Origin of the sequence: Mesorhizobium sp. ESP6-5, assembly GCF_020164695.1 — a bacterium.
Lineage (GTDB): Bacteria > Pseudomonadota > Alphaproteobacteria > Rhizobiales > Rhizobiaceae > Mesorhizobium > Mesorhizobium australicum.
On record NZ_JAIUGR010000012.1, the window covers coordinates 110,873 to 126,942 of the forward strand.

Consider the following 16,070-nt stretch of genomic DNA (forward strand, 5'->3'; position numbering starts at 1 on the left):
TGTCCGTTCTTTCGGTTCTGTTCTGCTTATTCGCCGAGCGCGTCTTCGAGCAAGGCGGCGAGCTGGGCGAGATGCTTCGACATCAGCCCGGTCGCCGGCGACGCGGCCGCCGGACGGCCGGTGTAGCGCACCCGCTGATGCTTGGCGTCGATATGCGCCAGCACCCATTCCAGATACGGATCGATGAACGACCAGGCACCCATGTTCTTGGGCTCCTCCTGGCACCACACCATCTCGGCGTTGCGGAAGCGTGACAGCTCGGTGATCAGCGCCTTGGCCGGGAACGGATAGAGCTGTTCGACGCGCAGCAGATAGATGTCGTTGATGCCGCGCTTCTCGCGCTCCTCATAGAGGTCGTAATAGACCTTGCCCGAGCACAGCACGACGCGGCGGATCTTGGAATCCTTGGTCAGCTTGATCGCCTGGTTGGGCAACAGCTGGGCGTCGTCCCACAGCAGCCGGTGAAACGAGCTTTCGCCCGAGATTTCCGGCAGCGTCGACACCGCCCGCTTGTGGCGCAGCAGCGACTTCGGCGTCATCAGGATCAGCGGCTTGCGGAAGTCGCGCTTCAGCTGCCGGCGCAAGATGTGGAAGTAGTTGGCCGGCGTCGTGCAGTTGGCGACTTGCATATTGTCTTCGGCGCAAAGCTGCAGGAAGCGCTCCAGCCGGGCGGAAGAATGTTCCGGGCCCTGGCCTTCATAGCCATGTGGCAGCAGGCAGACGAGGCCCGACATTCTGAGCCACTTGCGTTCGCCCGACGAGATGAACTGGTCGAACACCACCTGGGCGCCGTTGGCGAAGTCGCCGAACTGCGCCTCCCACAGCGTCAGCGCCTTCGGCTCGGCCAGGCTGTAGCCATATTCGAAGCCCAGCACCGCTTCTTCCGACAGCATCGAGTTGATGACTTCGTAGCCGGCCTGCGCCGCCGACAGATTGTTGAGCGGGATGTAGCGGGTCTCGTCGCGCTGGTCGTAGAGCACGGAATGGCGCTGCGAGAAGGTGCCGCGCTCGGAATCCTGTCCGGAAAGCCGGATCGGATTGCCGTCGAGCAGGATCGCGCCGAAGGCCAGCGCCTCGGCCGTCGACCAGTCGATGCCTTCGCCGGACTCGATCGCCTGACGCCGGTTTTCGAGGAAGCGGATGATCGTCTTGTGCGCTTCGAAGCCCTTCGGCACCTCGGTCAGCTTCTTGCCGATTTCCTTCAGCGTCTTGACCGGTACCGCGGTCTTGCCGCGCCTTGTCTCGTCCTGGTTGTCGGCCGTGCGCAGGCCTGACCAGGCGCCGTCGAGCCAGTCGGCCTTGTTGGGCTTGTAGTGCTGGCCGACTTCCCATTCGGCTTCCAGATGCGCGCGCCAGTCGGCCTTCATCTGATCGAGCTCGGCCTGGGTGATGTGCCCTTCGGCGATCAGGCGATCGCCATAGATCTGCACCGTCGTCTTGTGGGCGCGGATGTTGCTGTACATGAGCGGCTGCGTGAAGGCCGGTTCGTCGCCCTCATTGTGGCCGAAGCGGCGGTAGCAGAACATGTCCACGACCACCGGCTTATGGAACTTCATGCGGAATTCGATCGCCACCTTGGTGGCGTGCACCACAGCCTCCGGATCGTCGCCATTGACGTGAAAGATCGGTGCCTCGATCATCTTGGCGACATCGGACGGATAGGGCGATGAGCGCGAGAAGCGCGGATTGGTGGTGAAGCCGATCTGGTTGTTGATGATGAAGTGCAGCGTGCCGGCGACGCGGTGGCCACGCAGGCCCGATAGGCCGAGGATCTCGGCGATCACGCCCTGGCCGGCGAAGGCGGCGTCGCCATGCAGCAAGAGCGGCAGCACCTTGGCCCGCTCTTCCAGCGGCACGATCTCCTCGCGGCCGCGGCCGAACAGGGAATCCTGCTTGGCGCGCGCCTTGCCCATCACCACGGGGTCGACGATCTCCAGATGCGAAGGGTTCGCCGTCAGCGAAAGGTGAACCTTGTTGCCGTCGAACTCGCGGTCGGACGAGGCACCGAGATGGTACTTCACGTCGCCCGAGCCCTCGACCTCGTCGGGGGCCGCCGAGCCGCCCTTGAATTCGTGGAAGATGGCGCGGTGCGGCTTGGCCATCACCTGGGAAAGCACATTGAGGCGGCCGCGATGGGCCATGCCGAGCACGATCTCCTTCATGCCGAGCTGGCCGCCGCGCTTGACGATCTGCTCCAGCGCCGGGATCAGCGATTCACCGCCGTCGAGACCGAAGCGCTTGGTGCCCTTGTACTTGACGTCGATGAACTGCTCGAAGCCTTCCGCCTCGACCAGCTTCTGCAGGATCGCCTTCTTGCCGGTGGCGGTGAACGAGATCTCCTTGTCGGCGCCCTCGATGCGCGCCTGGATCCAGGCCTTTTCTTCCGGATCGGAAATATGCATGAACTCGACGCCGAGCGTCGAACAATAGGTGCGGGTGAGGATCTCCAGCATCTGCCGGATGCTGCCGAATTCGAGCCCCAGCACATTGTCGAGGAAGATCGGCCGGTCGTAGTCGGCTTCGGTAAAGCCGTAATTTTCCGGCGACAGTTCGTTGTAATCCTCGAGCGTGTTGATGCCGAGCGGATCGAGATTGGCGTGCAGATGGCCACGCATGCGGAAGGCGCGGATCATCATGATGGCGCGCACCGAATCGCGTGTCGCCTGGTGCACATCGGCGTCGGACAGCACGACACCGTTGGTGACGGCCTTGTCCTTGACCTTCTTTTCCAGGTGCTTTTCGACGATGCCCCAATTGCCGTCCAGCGCCGACACCAGCTCGCCATTGGCCTGCAGCGGCCAGGAAGGTTTCGCCCATGAAGCGCCCTTGGCGTTCCTGCGCACATCGCCGGCATCGTCCTTCAGCCCGGCGAAGAACTCCTGCCACTCGGGATTGACCGACGCGGGATCGTCCTCATACGCCGCGTAGAGCGCGTCGATGTAATCGGCATTGCCGCCATAGAGGAAAGAGGTGAGCGAAAATTGGTCGTTGGCCTGATCTTGTCTTGCCATGTCGTTTCAGCGGAGCCTGGCTCCGTCTCCTTTCGAGGGAACGGTGAGTCGCCGGTACTGAGTGGAAAATGGAATTTTCCACTCAGTTGCTACTCACCCGTTCTTCCCTTCTTCACTACTGACTACCTGCTACTCACTACTGGCTTAACCCTTGATCGCCTCGACCAGCGTCGTGCCCAGCCGCGCCGGCGACGGCGAAACTTTTATCCCGGCCGATTCCATCGCCGCGATCTTGTCTTCCGCGCCGCCCTTGCCGCCGGAGATGACCGCGCCCGCATGGCCCATGGTGCGTCCGGCCGGCGCCGTGCGCCCGGCGATGAAGCCGGCCATCGGCTTCTTGCGACCACGCTTGGCTTCGTCCTTGAGAAACTGCGCGGCGTCTTCCTCGGCCGAACCGCCGATCTCGCCGATCATGATGATCGACTTGGTCTCATCATCGGCCAGGAACATCTCGAGCATGTCGATGAACTCGGTGCCCTTGACGGGGTCGCCGCCGATGCCGACAGCAGTGGTCTGGCCGAGGCCGACATTGGTGGTCTGGAACACAGCCTCATAGGTAAGTGTTCCCGAGCGCGAAACAACGCCGACCGAGCCCTTGCGGAAGATGTTCCCGGGCATGATGCCGATCTTGCATTCGTCGGGGGTAAGCACGCCCGGGCAGTTCGGTCCGATCAGCCGCGAGGCCGAGCGATCGAGCCGCGCCTTGACCTTGATCATGTCCATCACCGGAATGCCTTCCGTGATGCAGACGATCAGCGGGATCTCCGCCTCGATCGCCTCGATGATGGCTTCCGCGGCGCCCGCCGGCGGCACGTAGATGACGGAGGCGTTGGCGCCTGTCTTTTCCTTGCCTTCGGCGACAGTGGCGAAGATCGGCAGGCTCTCGCCTTTCGAGCCCGTCCAGGTCTCGCCGCCCTTCTTGGGATGGATGCCGCCGACCATCTTTGTCCCGTGATAGGCCAGCGCCTGCTCGGTATGGAACGTACCGGTCTTGCCGGTCAGGCCCTGCACCAGCACCTTGGTATTCTTGTCGACGAGAATGGACATGGCCGCCCTTTTTAAAAACCGTTGATCGAGGAAGGCGAGACGCGCCGGTAGACGCCGCTCACCATGTCTTGCCAGCCATCGCTGCCGGCAGGTTTGAAATGCAATCGCATGCGGTAGGTGTCGGCATCGTCGAAAACATACGTCACCCTCGCAAAGCCGCGCGGCGACGACCGCTCCAGCACCAGCTCGCGGCCGTTCCATGTGCCCGTGGCGGGCGAGGACGGCACAAAGCCCATCGAATCGAACTGGTGCATGGTGACGACGCTGTTCTGCTGGTCGAAGCCGAATACATTGTGCGCGCCGAAGGAGACCGTGCCATCGCGGCGCTGTTTATAGCGCTGCACCACGAACAGACCGCCGAACTGTGCTTCCGCTGTCACTTCGCTCGTCGCCATGCCGCCATCGGCCCACTGCGTATCCGCCACCTCCTCCTCGCCGCGCCAAGCACCGACCAAAGCCTGCAGGAGCTGGTGATCGGCCGAGAGCGAAGAGAAGGATGAGGCGTTCATCGGTCAGAGCCGCTTCAGATGGGCGACCGTCAGATCGCTCTTGGCATTGCCGGTGTTGAGTGTCGTCGCCGGTTCGAACATCAGCACCACCGGCTCTGATGTCAGCGAACGCGGCCGATGCTCGACGCCGCGCGGCACGACGATGAAGTCGCCCTCGCCGAGCTCGATCGGCCCGTCGCGGAAATCGATGGCGATCCTGCCGCGCAGCACGAGGAAGGCTTCGTCTTCATTATCATGCGCATGCCAGTCGAAGACCTCGCCGAACTTGGCGACCTTGGCCTGGCTCTCATTCACGTCGCCGGCGATATGCGGATCGAAGACCTCAGTGATGGTCCGATCCGCCGCCTCGACCAGGTTTATCTTGCGTGGAGGCACCGGCTCAGCCCTTCACCGCCGCCACGATCTTCTTGGCCGCGTCGTCGAGATCGTCGGCCGAGACGACGTTCAGGCCGCTGTCGTTGATGATCTTCTTGCCAAGCTCGGCATTGGTGCCTTCCAGGCGCACGACCAGCGGCACCTTGAGCCCGACTTCCTTGACCGCGGCAATCACACCCTCGGCGATAATGTCGCACTTCATGATGCCGCCGAAGATATTGATCAGGATGCCCTTGACCGCCGGATCCCTGGTGATGATCTTGAACGCCGCCGTCACCTTCTCCTTGGAAGCGCCGCCGCCGACATCGAGGAAGTTGGCGGGTTCGGCGCCATAGAGCTTGATGATGTCCATCGTCGCCATGGCAAGGCCGGCGCCGTTGACCATGCAGCCGATATTGCCATCGAGCGCGACATAGGCGAGGTCGTATTTCGACGCCTCGATCTCCTTCTCGTCCTCTTCTGACGTGTCGCGCAGTTCGAGCACATCTGGGTGGCGAAACAGCGCGTTGTTGTCGAACGACACCTTCGCGTCGAGCACGCGCAGATGCCCATCCTTCATGACGATCAGCGGATTGACCTCGAGCAGGCTCATGTCCTTCTCGACGAAGGCCTTGTAGAGGATCGGGAACAGCGTGCCGCCGTCCCTGGCCGCGTCGCCGTCGAGCTTCAGCGCATCGTTGAGCGCCTTGACGTCCTCAGCCGTAACGCCCTTTTCCGGATCGATGGCGACGGTGATGATCTTTTCCGGCGTGTCGTGCGCGACGCCCTCGATGTCCATGCCGCCCTCGGTCGAGACGACAAAGGCGATGCGGCCGACCGAGCGGTCGACCAGGATGGAGAGATAGAGCTCGCGCTCGATGTCGGCGCCGTCCTCGATATAGAGGCGGTTGACCTGCTTGCCGGCCGGGCCGGTCTGCTTGGTCACCAGCGTATGGCCGAGCATCTCGTTGGCGTTGGCGACCACCTCGGCGACGGACTTCGCCAGCCGCACGCCGCCCTTGGCGTCGGGGCCGAGTTCCCTGAATTTGCCTTTGCCGCGGCCGCCGGCATGGATTTGGCTCTTCACCACATAGAGCGGGCCGGGCAGCGCCTGTGCCGCGGCTTCCGCCTCGCTTGCCTTGAAAACCGGCACGCCTTCGGCCACCGGCGCGCCAAAGCTCTTCAGCAGCGCCTTGCCTTGATATTCATGGATGTTCATCGGGAACTATCTCCAGGTCGTTTTGCCGGGGTGACGTTTGGGCGGGTTATTTCGAGGCGAGCTGCGGCGCGATCTTGACGCAGGCCTCGGTCAGGCCCTGCACGGTCGCCACCGATGCCTCGAACATCTTCTGCTCGGCCTTGTTAAGGTCGATCTCGATGACGCGCTCGACACCGCCGGCGCCGATCACCACGGGCACGCCGACATAGGTACCCTTGACGCCATACTGGCCGGAGAGGTGTGCCGCGCAAGGCAGCACGCGCTTCTTGTCCTTGAGATAGGATTCGGCCATCTGGATCGCCGAGGCCGCCGGCGCGTAATAGGCCGAGCCGGTCTTCAGGAGGCCGACGATCTCGGCGCCGCCGTCACGGGTGCGCTGCACGATCTGGTCGAGCTTTTCCTTCGAGGTCCAGCCCATCTTGATCAGGTCGGGAAGCGGAATGCCCGACACCGTGGAATAGCGGATCATCGGCACCATGGAATCGCCGTGGCCGCCGAGCACGAAGGCGGTGACGTCCTCGACCGAAACCTTGAATTCCTCGGCCAGGAAGTAGCGGAAGCGCGCGCTGTCGAGCACGCCGGCCATGCCGACGACATGGGTCTTGGGCAAGCCCGAAAACTTCTGCAGCGCCCACACCATGGCGTCGAGCGGATTGGTAATGCAGATGACGAAGGCCTTCGGCGCGTACTTCTTCAGCCCTGCGCCCACCTGCTCCATGACCTTCAGGTTGATGCCCAGCAGGTCGTCGCGGCTCATGCCCGGTTTGCGCGGCACGCCGGCGGTGACGATGCAGACATCGGCGCCCTCGATGCCGGCATAGTCGTTGACGCCGGTCAGCCGGGAATCGAAACCATCGACCGGCGACGACTGCGCGATATCGAGCCCCTTGCCTTGCGGGATACCCTCGGCGATATCGAACAGGACCACGTCGCCGAGATCCTTGAGGCCGATCATGTGGGCGAGCGTGCCGCCGATCATGCCAGAGCCGATAAGCGCTATCTTGTTGCGTGCCATGTGAGGATGATTTCCCTTTGTCTGTGACGCGCCAACACGGCGTCGAGGAAGAGGCCGGACTGCTGCGGGGAACCGCGAATTTCCCGCACCCAATAACTCTGGTGCGGAATAAATTCAAACGATTATTTCGACCCCTGCATTTTCAATCGGTTAGTGTCTTCGGGATTTACGTAAACGTCAAAGTTTGTAAGCCGACTTGGGAGAATTTACACAATGGCGATTGAGATCAGAAGGCTTTATCCCGGAGATGACGCCCTTGTGATGCGGATTGCCGACGACGTGTTCGACGAGCCGGTGCGGCCCGATCGCCTGGCAAGCTATCTCGCGCAATCGGGCCATTTCATGATCGTGGCCCTGGCTGAGGACGTTGTCGTCGGCCAATGCGCGGCGGTCATGCACCGCCATCCGGACAAGGCGCCGGAACTCTATGTCGACGAGGTCGGCGTCTCGCCAGCCTTCCAGCAGCAGGGCATCGCGCGCGGAATGCTCGACGCCATGTTCGCGCTCGGCCGCGAGCATGGCTGCGAAGAGGCCTGGGTCGGCACCGAGCCGGACAATCTGCCCGCCCGCGCACTTTATGAGGGGCGCAAGGAGGCGCATGGCGAGGCGGAGACCTTCGTGATGTACGTCTATCGGCTGTAGCGATTGGCCGACGCCTCCGGTCCTTCCAGGACGACGACACGATGGCGACCGCTCAATTTGGCGCGAGTCCGCTCAAATTTGGCGCGAGCGGATGAAGGCCGCGAAGGCTGACAGGCCATCGCGAATTGCCCGCACGTTTGCCGGCTCTCGCAGGATACTTTCAACCTCCGCCGACTTCTTGCCGAGGAGCGAAACCTCGAGCATGGCTTCTTCGCAAAGCGCGAACGACATGGTGCGCATGATCTCCGCCAGCGCCGTGCGGGCGTAGAGCGAGCGTGGCGAGGCGTGCGCCAGCATCGCCGGCTTGCCGACGGCGGCGTCACGCGAGACCAGCCAGTCGAGCGCGTTCTTAAGGCCGCCAGGCACGCCATGGGCATATTCGGGACAGGAGACGACGACACCGTCCGCGCCGGTGACGGCCTCGATCAGATCGGAGGCCTCGCGCGGCGTCCGCTCGCCCTCGTCGTCGGGATTGAAGATCGGCAGCCGGCCAAGCCCGTCATAGACGGTGACGCGACAGCCCGCTGGCGTGTTCAGCGCCAGTGCCGCGACCAGGGCCGAATTGGTGGAGGCCGCCCGCAGGCTGCCGGATATCGCAATGAGGTTGAGCAAGGCGGACCACTCCAGACGAATCGGGGGCCGACAACCCTACCACATCGTCTGTTTGTACTCGCCGTCGAGCCAGCGGTCGGTCGCCTCGGCCGAATCGGCCAGTGCCAACTGGTCGCGCAGGATCTGGCCGAGCGTCGGCAGCGTGGCGCGATCATGCCAGCTGTCGGGCTTCCACAAATCGGAGCGCATGAAAGCCTTGGCGCAATGCATGTAAGCGGCCTTGACTACGATCACGATAACGCTTTGCGGCTCCTTGCCGTCGACCGCAAGGCGCTCGCGCAAGGTGGCATCGACGGTGATGCGGGCATCGCCATTGACGCGCAGCGTCTCGTTCATGCCTGGTATGAGGAAGAGCAGCCCGACCGAGGGATTGCGGATGATGTTTTCAAGCGTATCCAGCCGGTTGTTGCCGGGCCGGTCGGGGATGGCGATGGTGTTCTCGTCGAGAATGGCGGCGAAGCCCGGCTTGTCGCCTTTCGGGGTGACGTCGGCATTGCCTTCGCCATCGGACGAGCCGATCAGCACGAATGGGCTCTTGCCGATGAAGGAGCGGCAATGGGCGTCCAGCGCCTTCAATTCCTTGCGGATCGAGCCATCGGTCGGGCGCGGCGTCTTGTAGATGGTCCGCAGATCCTCCTGGGTGGTGACGAATTCCATGGCTCTCCCCTTTACAGCCTTATTTGCCGACTTTCTCTTCGCCGCCGGCCTTGTCGTCCAGCGAGTGGCGCAGGATCAGCGGCATCTGGCTGAAGGTGAAAAGAAGCGTGATCGGCATGATGCCCCAGACCTTGAACGTAACCCAGGCGTCGGTGGAAAAATTCCGCCAGACGACTTCGTTGACGAGGGCCAGGAACAGGAAGAACAGGCCCCAGCGGAAGGTGAGCTTGCGCCAGCCTTCGGCATCGAGCTTGAATGCGGACTCGAAGACATAGCCGAGCAGCGAGCGGCCGAAATACAGGCCGCCAAGCAGCACGCCGCCGAACAGCGTGTTGACGATGGTCGGCTTCATCTTGATGAAGATATCGTCCTGCAGATAAAGCGTCAGCGCGCCGAAGATGAAAACGACGACCCCCGACACCATCGGCATGATCGGCAAGGTGCGGGTGAGCAGCCATGAGGCGATCAGCGCGATGGCGGTCGCGGCCATGAACAGGCCTGTGGCGACGAAGATTGGGCCGCCGAATTCAGCCAGCACGGGCAATTTCTGCGTCAGCCACTCGCCGCGCGCATTGGCGAAGAAGAAGACGAGCAGCGGCCCGAGCTCCAGCGCCAGCTTGAGCACGGGATTGATGCCTTCCTTCTTCTCTTTCTGCGGGTCGGACGGATCGCGTTCGAGAATGGGTGGGTTCATGGTTTCCTTCTAACGCACGATCCAATCCGGAAGCCTCACTTCCGGCATCGTGCCTTGTTCAAGCCACTCCAGCGATCGCCCTGGCGAATTCGCTTGCGGAAAACGGTTCGAGGTCGTCGACCTGTTCGCCGACGCCGATGAAATAGACCGGCAATTTATGTTTTGCCGCGATCGCCACCAGAATACCGCCCCGCGCCGTGCCGTCCAGCTTGGTCATCACCAGGCCGTTGACGCCGGCGATATTGCGGAAGATCTCGACCTGGTTGAGCGCGTTCTGGCCGGTCGTGGCGTCGACCGTCTGCAGCACGGTGTGCGGCGCTTCGGGATCGAGCTTGCCCAGCACGCGGACGATCTTTTCCAACTCCGCCATCAGTTCGGTCTTGTTCTGCAGCCGGCCGGCGGTGTCGATGATCAGCACGTCGGAGCCGGCTTCCTTTGCCCGCTCGAAGGCATCGTAGGCGAGACCGGCGGCGTCGGCGCCGAGCTTCGAGGCAATGACGGGCGATTTCGTTCGTTCGCCCCAGATCTTCAGCTGTTCGATCGCGGCGGCGCGGAACGTATCGCCGGCGGCCAGCATCACCGACAGGCCGCCATCGGTCAGCTTGGCGGCTAGCTTGCCGACGGTCGTGGTCTTGCCGGTGCCGTTGACGCCGACCACCAGGATGACATGCGGCTTGTGCGAGAGGTCAAGCTCGAGTGGTTTCGCGACCGGCGCTAGCACCTTCTCCACCTCGGCCGCCATGACGGCGCGCACTTCGGTATCGGACACATCCTTGCCGTAGCGGCTGGAGGCCAGTGAATCGGTGACGCGCAGCGCCGTTTCGACGCCGAGATCGGCGCGGATCAGCACGTCCTCCAAATCCTGCAGCGTCTCCTCGTCCAGCTTGCGCTTGGTGAAGACGCCGGCAATGTTGCCGGTCAGTTCGCGCGAGGACCGGGCTAGCCCGTCCCGCATGCGCTGGAACCAGGATTGCCTCGGCGCCGGTTCCGGCGCCTTCTGTGGCTCGGCCTTCTGCTCGACCTTCCTGGCGACCGTCACCTTGCCGGGAACGGGTCTTGGCTCCGGGGTGGGCCGCGGGACCGATTGAGGCTCGGGCGCGACCTCGGCAACGACCGGCTGCGTCTCGACCGGTGCAGGTTGGCGAATGGGAGGGGCGATTTCAGCTGGTGGCGCTTCGAGCGCCGCTTCGACGGCAGGTCCGCGCTTTCCTTCATGCTCTCCCAGCAAACCGGGCAAGGACGGTGCTGAAGCCCCTTCCTTCGCCCCGTCCCTATACGGGGAGGTGCCGGCAGGCGGATGAGGGGCAGCGCCGGCCCTTGAAGGCTGCTCGACGGCGGCCGCCGACGGAGGCACTTCAGCCGGCGACGCCGACGGCACCTCGACCGGTGCGGGTATCTCGGCCGGCACTTCGACTGGCGGCGTCGGCACTTCGACGGGCGCGGGTTCCGGTCGCCTCTCCGGACGCGAGGGAACGATCTCCGGCTCCGATGGCGCCGGCGGGATCTCCTGCGGCTGGGGTTCGGGCGTGGGCTCGGGAGCAACGGGCGGCGGCGGGACCTCTTCGGGCGCGGGCGGTTCAGGCGTTTCGGGCGCGGGTGCCGGTTTCTCTTCCGGCGCAGGCTCCGGCTGCCGCTCCGGTTCTGACGGAACAGTCGGCTCCGGCGCGGGCGGAATGGTCGGCGCAGGCTCGGGTGTGGGTTCCTCGGGTGTGGGTTCCTCGGGCTGCGGCCCGGGCGCGGCCTCGACCGGAGCAGGCACGGTCGCCGGCGCGGCTTCCGCCACAGGCTCCTCGCGCTTCAAAAACTCCGGCAAGGCCTGCTCGGCCGCCGGCTTCAGCGCGTCGAGCTGGTCCCATTTGATCGGCGGCAGCGGGGCGGTCTCGTCGATGCGCTCCTCGACCACCTCCTTCTTGCCGAACGAAAATATCTTCTTGAAAAAACCAGCCATGCTTTTGTGTTCTCAGGCGGCGCGGGCGGCAAGGGGGGTGGCTATCAGCCTGATCCCGTCGTGGCCGGTTATATCAGCCTCGACGATCTCTCCCGGCGCGCCGGTGCCGAGTGCGGCAAGCGTGAACCCTTCGGTGCGGCCAAGGCCGTCGCGCTCGATCAGGACCGACTGACGGCTGCCGGCGAGCGAGGACAGATGGCGCTGATAGGCCGCTTCGCCGGCGGCGCGCAACCGGGCGGCGCGCTGCTTGACCAGCTCTCGACGCAGCTGCGGCATGCGCGCGGCGGGTGTGCCCTCGCGCGGCGAAAATGGGAAGACGTGGAGATGGGTCAGGCCGCACTCCTCGACGATCTCCAGCGAATTCTCGAACATGGCTTCGGTCTCGGTCGGGAAACCCGCGATAATGTCGGCGCCGAAGACAATGCCGGGCCGCAGCTTGCGCACATCCTCGCAAAAGCGGATCGACTGATCGCGCAGATGGCGGCGCTTCATGCGCTTCAGGATCATGTCATCGCCCGACTGCAGCGACAGATGCAGATGCGGCATCAGCCTGGCTTCCGTGGCGAGCGCATCGAGCAAGTCGTCGTCAGCCTCGATCGAATCGATGGAGGACAGCCTGAGCCGCTTTACGTCGGACACCTGCCTGAGAATGGTCTTCACCAGCTTCCCGAGCTTCGGCGCGCCTGGCAGATCGGCGCCGAAAGACGTCATGTCGACGCCGGTCAGCACGATCTCGGCATAGCCATTACCCGCCAGCCGCTTGACCTGCTCGACCACGGCGCCCATCGGCACCGAGCGCGAATTGCCGCGGCCATAGGGGATGATGCAGAAGGTGCAGCGATGGTCGCAGCCATTCTGCACCTGCACGAACGCACGGGCTCGGCCCTCGATGGCGTCGACCATGTGGCCGGCGGTCTCACGCACCGAAAAGATGTCGTTGACGCGCGCCTTCTCGGTGTCGTTGACGCCGAAATCCGGCAACGCGCGATAGGAATTGGCCTTCAGCTTCTCTTCATTGCCCAGCACGAGATCGACCTCGTCCATGGCAGCGAATTTTTCGGGCTCGGTCTGCGCGGCGCAGCCGGTGACGATGATGCGCGCGGCCGGGTTGTCGCGGCGCGCCTTGCGGATTGCCTGCCTGGCCTGGCGCACCGCTTCGCCGGTGACGGCGCAGGTGTTGAAGATGACGGCGCCGCCATCCAGCGCGCCGAGGCCGGCATTTTCGGCCTCGCGCCGCATCACTTCGGACTCATAGGTGTTGAGACGGCAGCCGAAAGTCACCACGTCGATGCGGCCGGCCTCCTTCGCCACGTCGACGTCCTTGGCAAGGGCGGACATCACGCCGCGCTTTCGGTGTCGCGGGCCCATTGTCCGGTCGACGGATCGAAGCTGCCGGAAAATTCCCACTCGGCCGCGCCGGTCAGGATGACGTGGTCGTCCTCGCGCCACTCGACATGCAGCGTACCGCCGCCGGGGGTCAAAAGGTTGACGCTGCGGCCCGTGCGCCTGGTGCGCGCGGCGGCAACGACAGCCGCGCACGAGGCGGAGCCGCAGGCCTTGGTCAGGCCGGCGCCACGCTCCCAGGTGCGGATGATCATCGAGTCGGGCGAGGTCACCTGCGCGATGGTTATGTTGGCGCGCTCGGGAAAGATCGGATGGTTTTCGAGCAGCGGGCCGAAACGATCGAGTTCATAAGTCCAGACATCGGCGTCGACCCAGAAGATGGCGTGCGGGTTGCCCATCGAGACGGCCGAAGGCGAATGCAGCACCGGCGCGTCGATGGGGCCGACCTGCAATTCGATCATGCGGGTGTCGCGGAACTCCTCGGCCAGCGGGATGTCGCGCCAGCCGAAGCGCGGCGTGCCCATGTCGACCGAGATCGAGCCGTCCGCGTGTTCGCGGGCGTTCAAGATCCCGGCCACGGTTTCGAAGGTGAAGGTCTTCTCGCCGGTCTCGGCGGCCAGCGCCTGGACGACACAGCGCATACCGTTGCCGCAGGCCTGCGCGCCCGACCCGTCGGAATTCAGGATGTCGACGAAATAAGCGGTGCCCGGCGTCCTGGCGTCGTGGATCGCCATGATCTGGTCGAACCGCGTCGAGGCATCGGCGTTGAGCGCGATGGCAGCCGCGGCCGTCACCCGATCCGCACGGCCACGCATGTCGGCAACGATGATCTCGTTGCCGATGCCGTTCATCTTGGCGAAAGGGGCCGTGCCTGCCATTGCTCCGAAATTTCCATGTCCGTTCGGCGCTATATGGCGGAAACGGGCAGGAATTACCAGTGCGCAGCCGCTTTCACGGCGAAGGTGACGGACTTACGTCACCGCAAAGACCCCAAGCAAGATCAACAGGAAGATGATGAGCACGATGCCGATGAGAATGCGCGCGCCAGTGGCGGCCGCGCCCGCCAGCGCCGGCATGCCGAGCAGGCTCGCCGCGGCGGCGATGATCAGGAGAATGATGATCCATTTGAGCATGGGAACGCCTCGCAAGCCGGACACATTGAAACCGGTTGAAAAACGCGGCTGTCGTGCTTGGGTTCCCGAGGCCGCGAGATAGCGTCGGCGATGTCGAGGCAGCCGAGGTCGTAGAAAGTGCAGTTCTGATTGATGAAGACATTACGCCCGACGCGGATTTCGTCCCCGCCGGTGCCGTCTCCATCGGACATCGGTGGTTTTCCCGGCATCGCCTCAGCCGGCGATCTCGATATCCGTGCTGAAGGGGGCCGTCTTGCTCGAATTCTCGTCATGCATGACGAAGTTGCACCGGTATTTGCCGGCCGGCAGGCCGTCGAGGGAGAGGTCGAGTTTGAAGAACAGTTCGCGATTGTGCGAGCGAGAGGCGATCTGAACACGACCGACTTTTTCCATTGTGCTGAGCGTTTCGCCGGCTGCGGACACGACGGTGATGTCGACAGAGAGCGCGATCATGCTGTTGCCGAGGCCGTCCTTGCCATAGCCATAGCCGACCGGCTCCATGTACAGCACGATTTTCTCGCCGGGCTTGTAGATGTGGTTGGCGCGCTCGCTGTAGATACCGAAGCCGGAGGCCGTGTCGACCTGCCTGACGTTCAGGACGCCAAGCGGCATCGCTTGCCAGAGCGCTTCCTGGGCGCTGCTGAATTTCTCCAGCGCACCGGCGCCATCACCCGACTGGAGCAGCTTCTCGGCCTCGGCCGCCCGATCGCTGATCTCGCCCGCGAAAGCCGCCGGCACCGAGACCGCCAGCGCCAAGAGACCTGCCATGATTGACTTCATCTGATTCCCCTATCCTGTCCGCGGATGACCATCAGCGAAAACCATGGCAGCGTAAACGGTCATTCCAGCCATCGAGGCGATCATATCCGGGGCACTTCCCAGATCTCGCCGGGCCGCAAGGCGCGAAAGCGCTCCCGTGGGATGCCTCGGCCGTCCAGCGCCTCGGCCAGCTTCCGCACCGGTTCGTCGAACGGCTCGTCGGTGAGCTGGAACGTGCCCCAATGGCAGCCGGCGGCGAAGGCCGCGTTGCACAACGACATGCCCTGGACCGCTTCCTCGGGGTTCTGGTGCTGCGGCGCCATGAACCAGCGCGGCTCGTAGGCGCCGATCGGCAGGATGGCGAAGCGGAAGCCGCCATGCCTCTCCGCCATCAGCCGGTAGTTGATGCCGCCGTGGAAGCCGGTATCACCGGCGAAATAGATTTTTCCGCCCGGCGTCTCGATGACGAAGCCGGCCCACAGCGCCATGCGCCGGTCGCGCGCCCCGCGCGCCGACCAGTGATGCGCGGGCTCGACGTGGATAGCGGTGCCGTCGGAGACATCGACCCTGTCGCCCCAGTCATGCGCGGAAAGCCGCGTCCCGGGCACCGCGGCGGCGATGATGGCATCGTTGCCGAGCGGCGTCACCACCAGCGGATCGTGCTTCTCCTGCAACTGCCTCAGCGTGGCAAGGTCGAGATGGTCATAGTGGTTGTGGCTGACCAGCACGAGGTCGATCGCCGGTAGATCGCCAAGGGCGATACCCGGCGGATTGACGCGCCTGGGTCCGGCAAAGGAGAACGGCGATGTGCGCTCCGACCAGACCGGATCGGTAAGGATGTTCAGCCCGGCTGTCTGGATCAGCAAGGTCGAATGGCCGACCATGGTCACGACCAGATCGGCGCCTTCGACCGCCGCCGCCGGCTTTGCCTGCGCAAAGGGGCTCGGGCTGGCAGCCGGCCATTTCGAGCGCTGGCCGCTGAACTGCCATTTCAGCAAATCCTTGAAGGGGCCGGGCATCCGGCCGCCGGGATTGAAGAACAGGCTGCCGTCGAAATGGTCGCTGGGCGGGCCGCTGTAGTAGCGGTTGGCGGCTTTCTTTCTGGCGGCCAAGGTCTGCGCTCCGG

Annotated in this window: 16 protein-coding genes; 1 reads left to right on the forward strand and 15 read right to left on the reverse strand. The window is 64.0% G+C overall.

Annotated features, from left to right (window positions below; genetic code table 11):
- Nucleotides 1-26: 26 nt before the first annotated feature.
- From LB524_RS20505 to mdh, 6 genes are all read right to left on the reverse strand, one after another.
- Nucleotides 27-3,011 (reverse strand): 2-oxoglutarate dehydrogenase E1 component, encoded by a 2,985-nt coding sequence (locus tag LB524_RS20505; protein ID WP_140618313.1) that lies wholly within the window; start codon nucleotides 3,009-3,011, stop codon nucleotides 27-29.
- A 144-nt stretch (nucleotides 3,012-3,155) separates the two neighbouring features.
- Nucleotides 3,156-4,058 (reverse strand): succinate--CoA ligase subunit alpha, encoded by a 903-nt coding sequence (gene sucD, locus LB524_RS20510; RefSeq protein WP_023784122.1) that lies wholly within the window; start codon nucleotides 4,056-4,058, stop codon nucleotides 3,156-3,158.
- An 11-nt stretch (nucleotides 4,059-4,069) separates the two neighbouring features.
- Nucleotides 4,070-4,567, reverse strand: a complete 498-nt coding sequence (locus tag LB524_RS20515; protein ID WP_140719729.1) for a DUF1579 family protein — start codon at nucleotides 4,565-4,567, stop codon at nucleotides 4,070-4,072.
- Nucleotides 4,568-4,570: 3 nt separating this feature from the next.
- Nucleotides 4,571-4,942: a cupin domain-containing protein gene (locus tag LB524_RS20520; protein ID WP_224529646.1), complete on the reverse strand. Its 372-nt coding sequence runs from the start codon at nucleotides 4,940-4,942 to the stop codon at nucleotides 4,571-4,573.
- A gap of 4 nt (nucleotides 4,943-4,946) precedes the next feature.
- The gene (gene sucC / locus LB524_RS20525) at nucleotides 4,947-6,140 is read right to left on the reverse strand and encodes an ADP-forming succinate--CoA ligase subunit beta (RefSeq protein ID WP_140712255.1); all 1,194 of its coding nucleotides are present in this window, start codon (nucleotides 6,138-6,140) and stop codon (nucleotides 4,947-4,949) included.
- 46 nt (nucleotides 6,141-6,186) lie between these two features.
- Nucleotides 6,187-7,155 carry a malate dehydrogenase gene (mdh, locus tag LB524_RS20530; RefSeq protein WP_015315009.1) on the reverse strand — a complete coding sequence of 323 codons (969 nt, stop codon included), beginning with the start codon at nucleotides 7,153-7,155 and terminating at the stop codon, nucleotides 6,187-6,189.
- Nucleotides 7,156-7,368: 213 nt separating this feature from the next.
- Between mdh and LB524_RS20535 the strand changes: the two genes are divergently transcribed.
- Nucleotides 7,369-7,797 (forward strand): GNAT family N-acetyltransferase, encoded by a 429-nt coding sequence (locus LB524_RS20535; RefSeq protein ID WP_224529652.1) that lies wholly within the window; start codon nucleotides 7,369-7,371, stop codon nucleotides 7,795-7,797.
- 72 nt (nucleotides 7,798-7,869) lie between these two features.
- On the opposite strand, the gene LB524_RS20540 is transcribed toward LB524_RS20535, so the two are convergent.
- The 9 genes from LB524_RS20540 to LB524_RS20580 all read right to left on the reverse strand — a co-directional run bounded on the left by LB524_RS20540 (nucleotide 7,870) and on the right by LB524_RS20580 (nucleotide 16,056).
- Nucleotides 7,870-8,409, reverse strand: coding sequence for an NADPH-dependent FMN reductase (locus tag LB524_RS20540; RefSeq protein ID WP_224529653.1), 540 nt, complete (start codon nucleotides 8,407-8,409; stop codon nucleotides 7,870-7,872).
- Between the two features lie 36 nt (nucleotides 8,410-8,445).
- On the reverse strand, nucleotides 8,446-9,066 hold the full coding sequence (locus tag LB524_RS20545; protein WP_140791675.1) for a pyridoxamine 5'-phosphate oxidase family protein: 621 nt from the start codon (nucleotides 9,064-9,066) through the stop codon (nucleotides 8,446-8,448).
- 19 nt (nucleotides 9,067-9,085) lie between these two features.
- The gene (locus LB524_RS20550; RefSeq protein WP_015315005.1) at nucleotides 9,086-9,760 is read right to left on the reverse strand and encodes a septation protein A; all 675 of its coding nucleotides are present in this window, start codon (nucleotides 9,758-9,760) and stop codon (nucleotides 9,086-9,088) included.
- Nucleotides 9,761-9,818: 58 nt separating this feature from the next.
- Nucleotides 9,819-11,237, reverse strand: a complete 1,419-nt coding sequence (ftsY, locus tag LB524_RS20555) for a signal recognition particle-docking protein FtsY (protein ID WP_411909929.1) — start codon at nucleotides 11,235-11,237, stop codon at nucleotides 9,819-9,821.
- Between the two features lie 483 nt (nucleotides 11,238-11,720).
- Entirely contained in the window at nucleotides 11,721-13,046 is a 1,326-nt protein-coding gene (gene mtaB, locus LB524_RS20560; protein WP_224529670.1) for a tRNA (N(6)-L-threonylcarbamoyladenosine(37)-C(2))-methylthiotransferase MtaB, read from the reverse strand.
- Nucleotides 13,046-13,930: a diaminopimelate epimerase gene (gene dapF / locus LB524_RS20565; RefSeq protein ID WP_140618301.1), complete on the reverse strand. Its 885-nt coding sequence runs from the start codon at nucleotides 13,928-13,930 to the stop codon at nucleotides 13,046-13,048. The genes mtaB and dapF overlap by 1 nt, the downstream gene beginning before the upstream one ends.
- A 93-nt stretch (nucleotides 13,931-14,023) precedes the next feature.
- Entirely contained in the window at nucleotides 14,024-14,185 is a 162-nt protein-coding gene (locus tag LB524_RS20570) for a DUF1328 family protein (protein ID WP_015315001.1), read from the reverse strand.
- A gap of 213 nt (nucleotides 14,186-14,398) precedes the next feature.
- Nucleotides 14,399-14,965 (reverse strand): hypothetical protein, encoded by a 567-nt coding sequence (locus LB524_RS20575; protein WP_224529674.1) that lies wholly within the window; start codon nucleotides 14,963-14,965, stop codon nucleotides 14,399-14,401.
- Nucleotides 14,966-15,045: 80 nt separating this feature from the next.
- Nucleotides 15,046-16,056, reverse strand: coding sequence for an MBL fold metallo-hydrolase (locus LB524_RS20580; protein WP_224529678.1), 1,011 nt, complete (start codon nucleotides 16,054-16,056; stop codon nucleotides 15,046-15,048).
- Nucleotides 16,057-16,070 lie beyond the last annotated feature (14 nt).

Bases quoted from the DNA above. Each gene is read 5' to 3' on its own strand.
- sucD (WP_023784122.1), bottom strand. From the start codon at position 4,058: ATGTCCATTCTCGTCGACAAGAATACCAAGGTGCTGGTGCAGGGCCTG.
- LB524_RS20575 (WP_224529674.1), bottom strand. From the start codon at position 14,965: ATGAAGTCAATCATGGCAGGTCTCTTGGCGCTGGCGGTCTCGGTGCCG.
- dapF (WP_140618301.1), bottom strand. From the start codon at position 13,930: ATGGCAGGCACGGCCCCTTTCGCCAAGATGAACGGCATCGGCAACGAG.
- LB524_RS20545 (WP_140791675.1), bottom strand. From the start codon at position 9,066: ATGGAATTCGTCACCACCCAGGAGGATCTGCGGACCATCTACAAGACG.
- LB524_RS20570 (WP_015315001.1), bottom strand. From the start codon at position 14,185: ATGCTCAAATGGATCATCATTCTCCTGATCATCGCCGCCGCGGCGAGC.
- LB524_RS20505 (WP_140618313.1), bottom strand. From the start codon at position 3,011: ATGGCAAGACAAGATCAGGCCAACGACCAATTTTCGCTCACCTCTTTC.
- LB524_RS20550 (WP_015315005.1), bottom strand. From the start codon at position 9,760: ATGAACCCACCCATTCTCGAACGCGATCCGTCCGACCCGCAGAAAGAG.
- LB524_RS20535 (WP_224529652.1), top strand. From the start codon at position 7,369: ATGGCGATTGAGATCAGAAGGCTTTATCCCGGAGATGACGCCCTTGTG.
- sucC (WP_140712255.1), bottom strand. From the start codon at position 6,140: ATGAACATCCATGAATATCAAGGCAAGGCGCTGCTGAAGAGCTTTGGC.
- mtaB (WP_224529670.1), bottom strand. From the start codon at position 13,046: ATGTCCGCCCTTGCCAAGGACGTCGACGTGGCGAAGGAGGCCGGCCGC.
- mdh (WP_015315009.1), bottom strand. From the start codon at position 7,155: ATGGCACGCAACAAGATAGCGCTTATCGGCTCTGGCATGATCGGCGGC.
- LB524_RS20515 (WP_140719729.1), bottom strand. From the start codon at position 4,567: ATGAACGCCTCATCCTTCTCTTCGCTCTCGGCCGATCACCAGCTCCTG.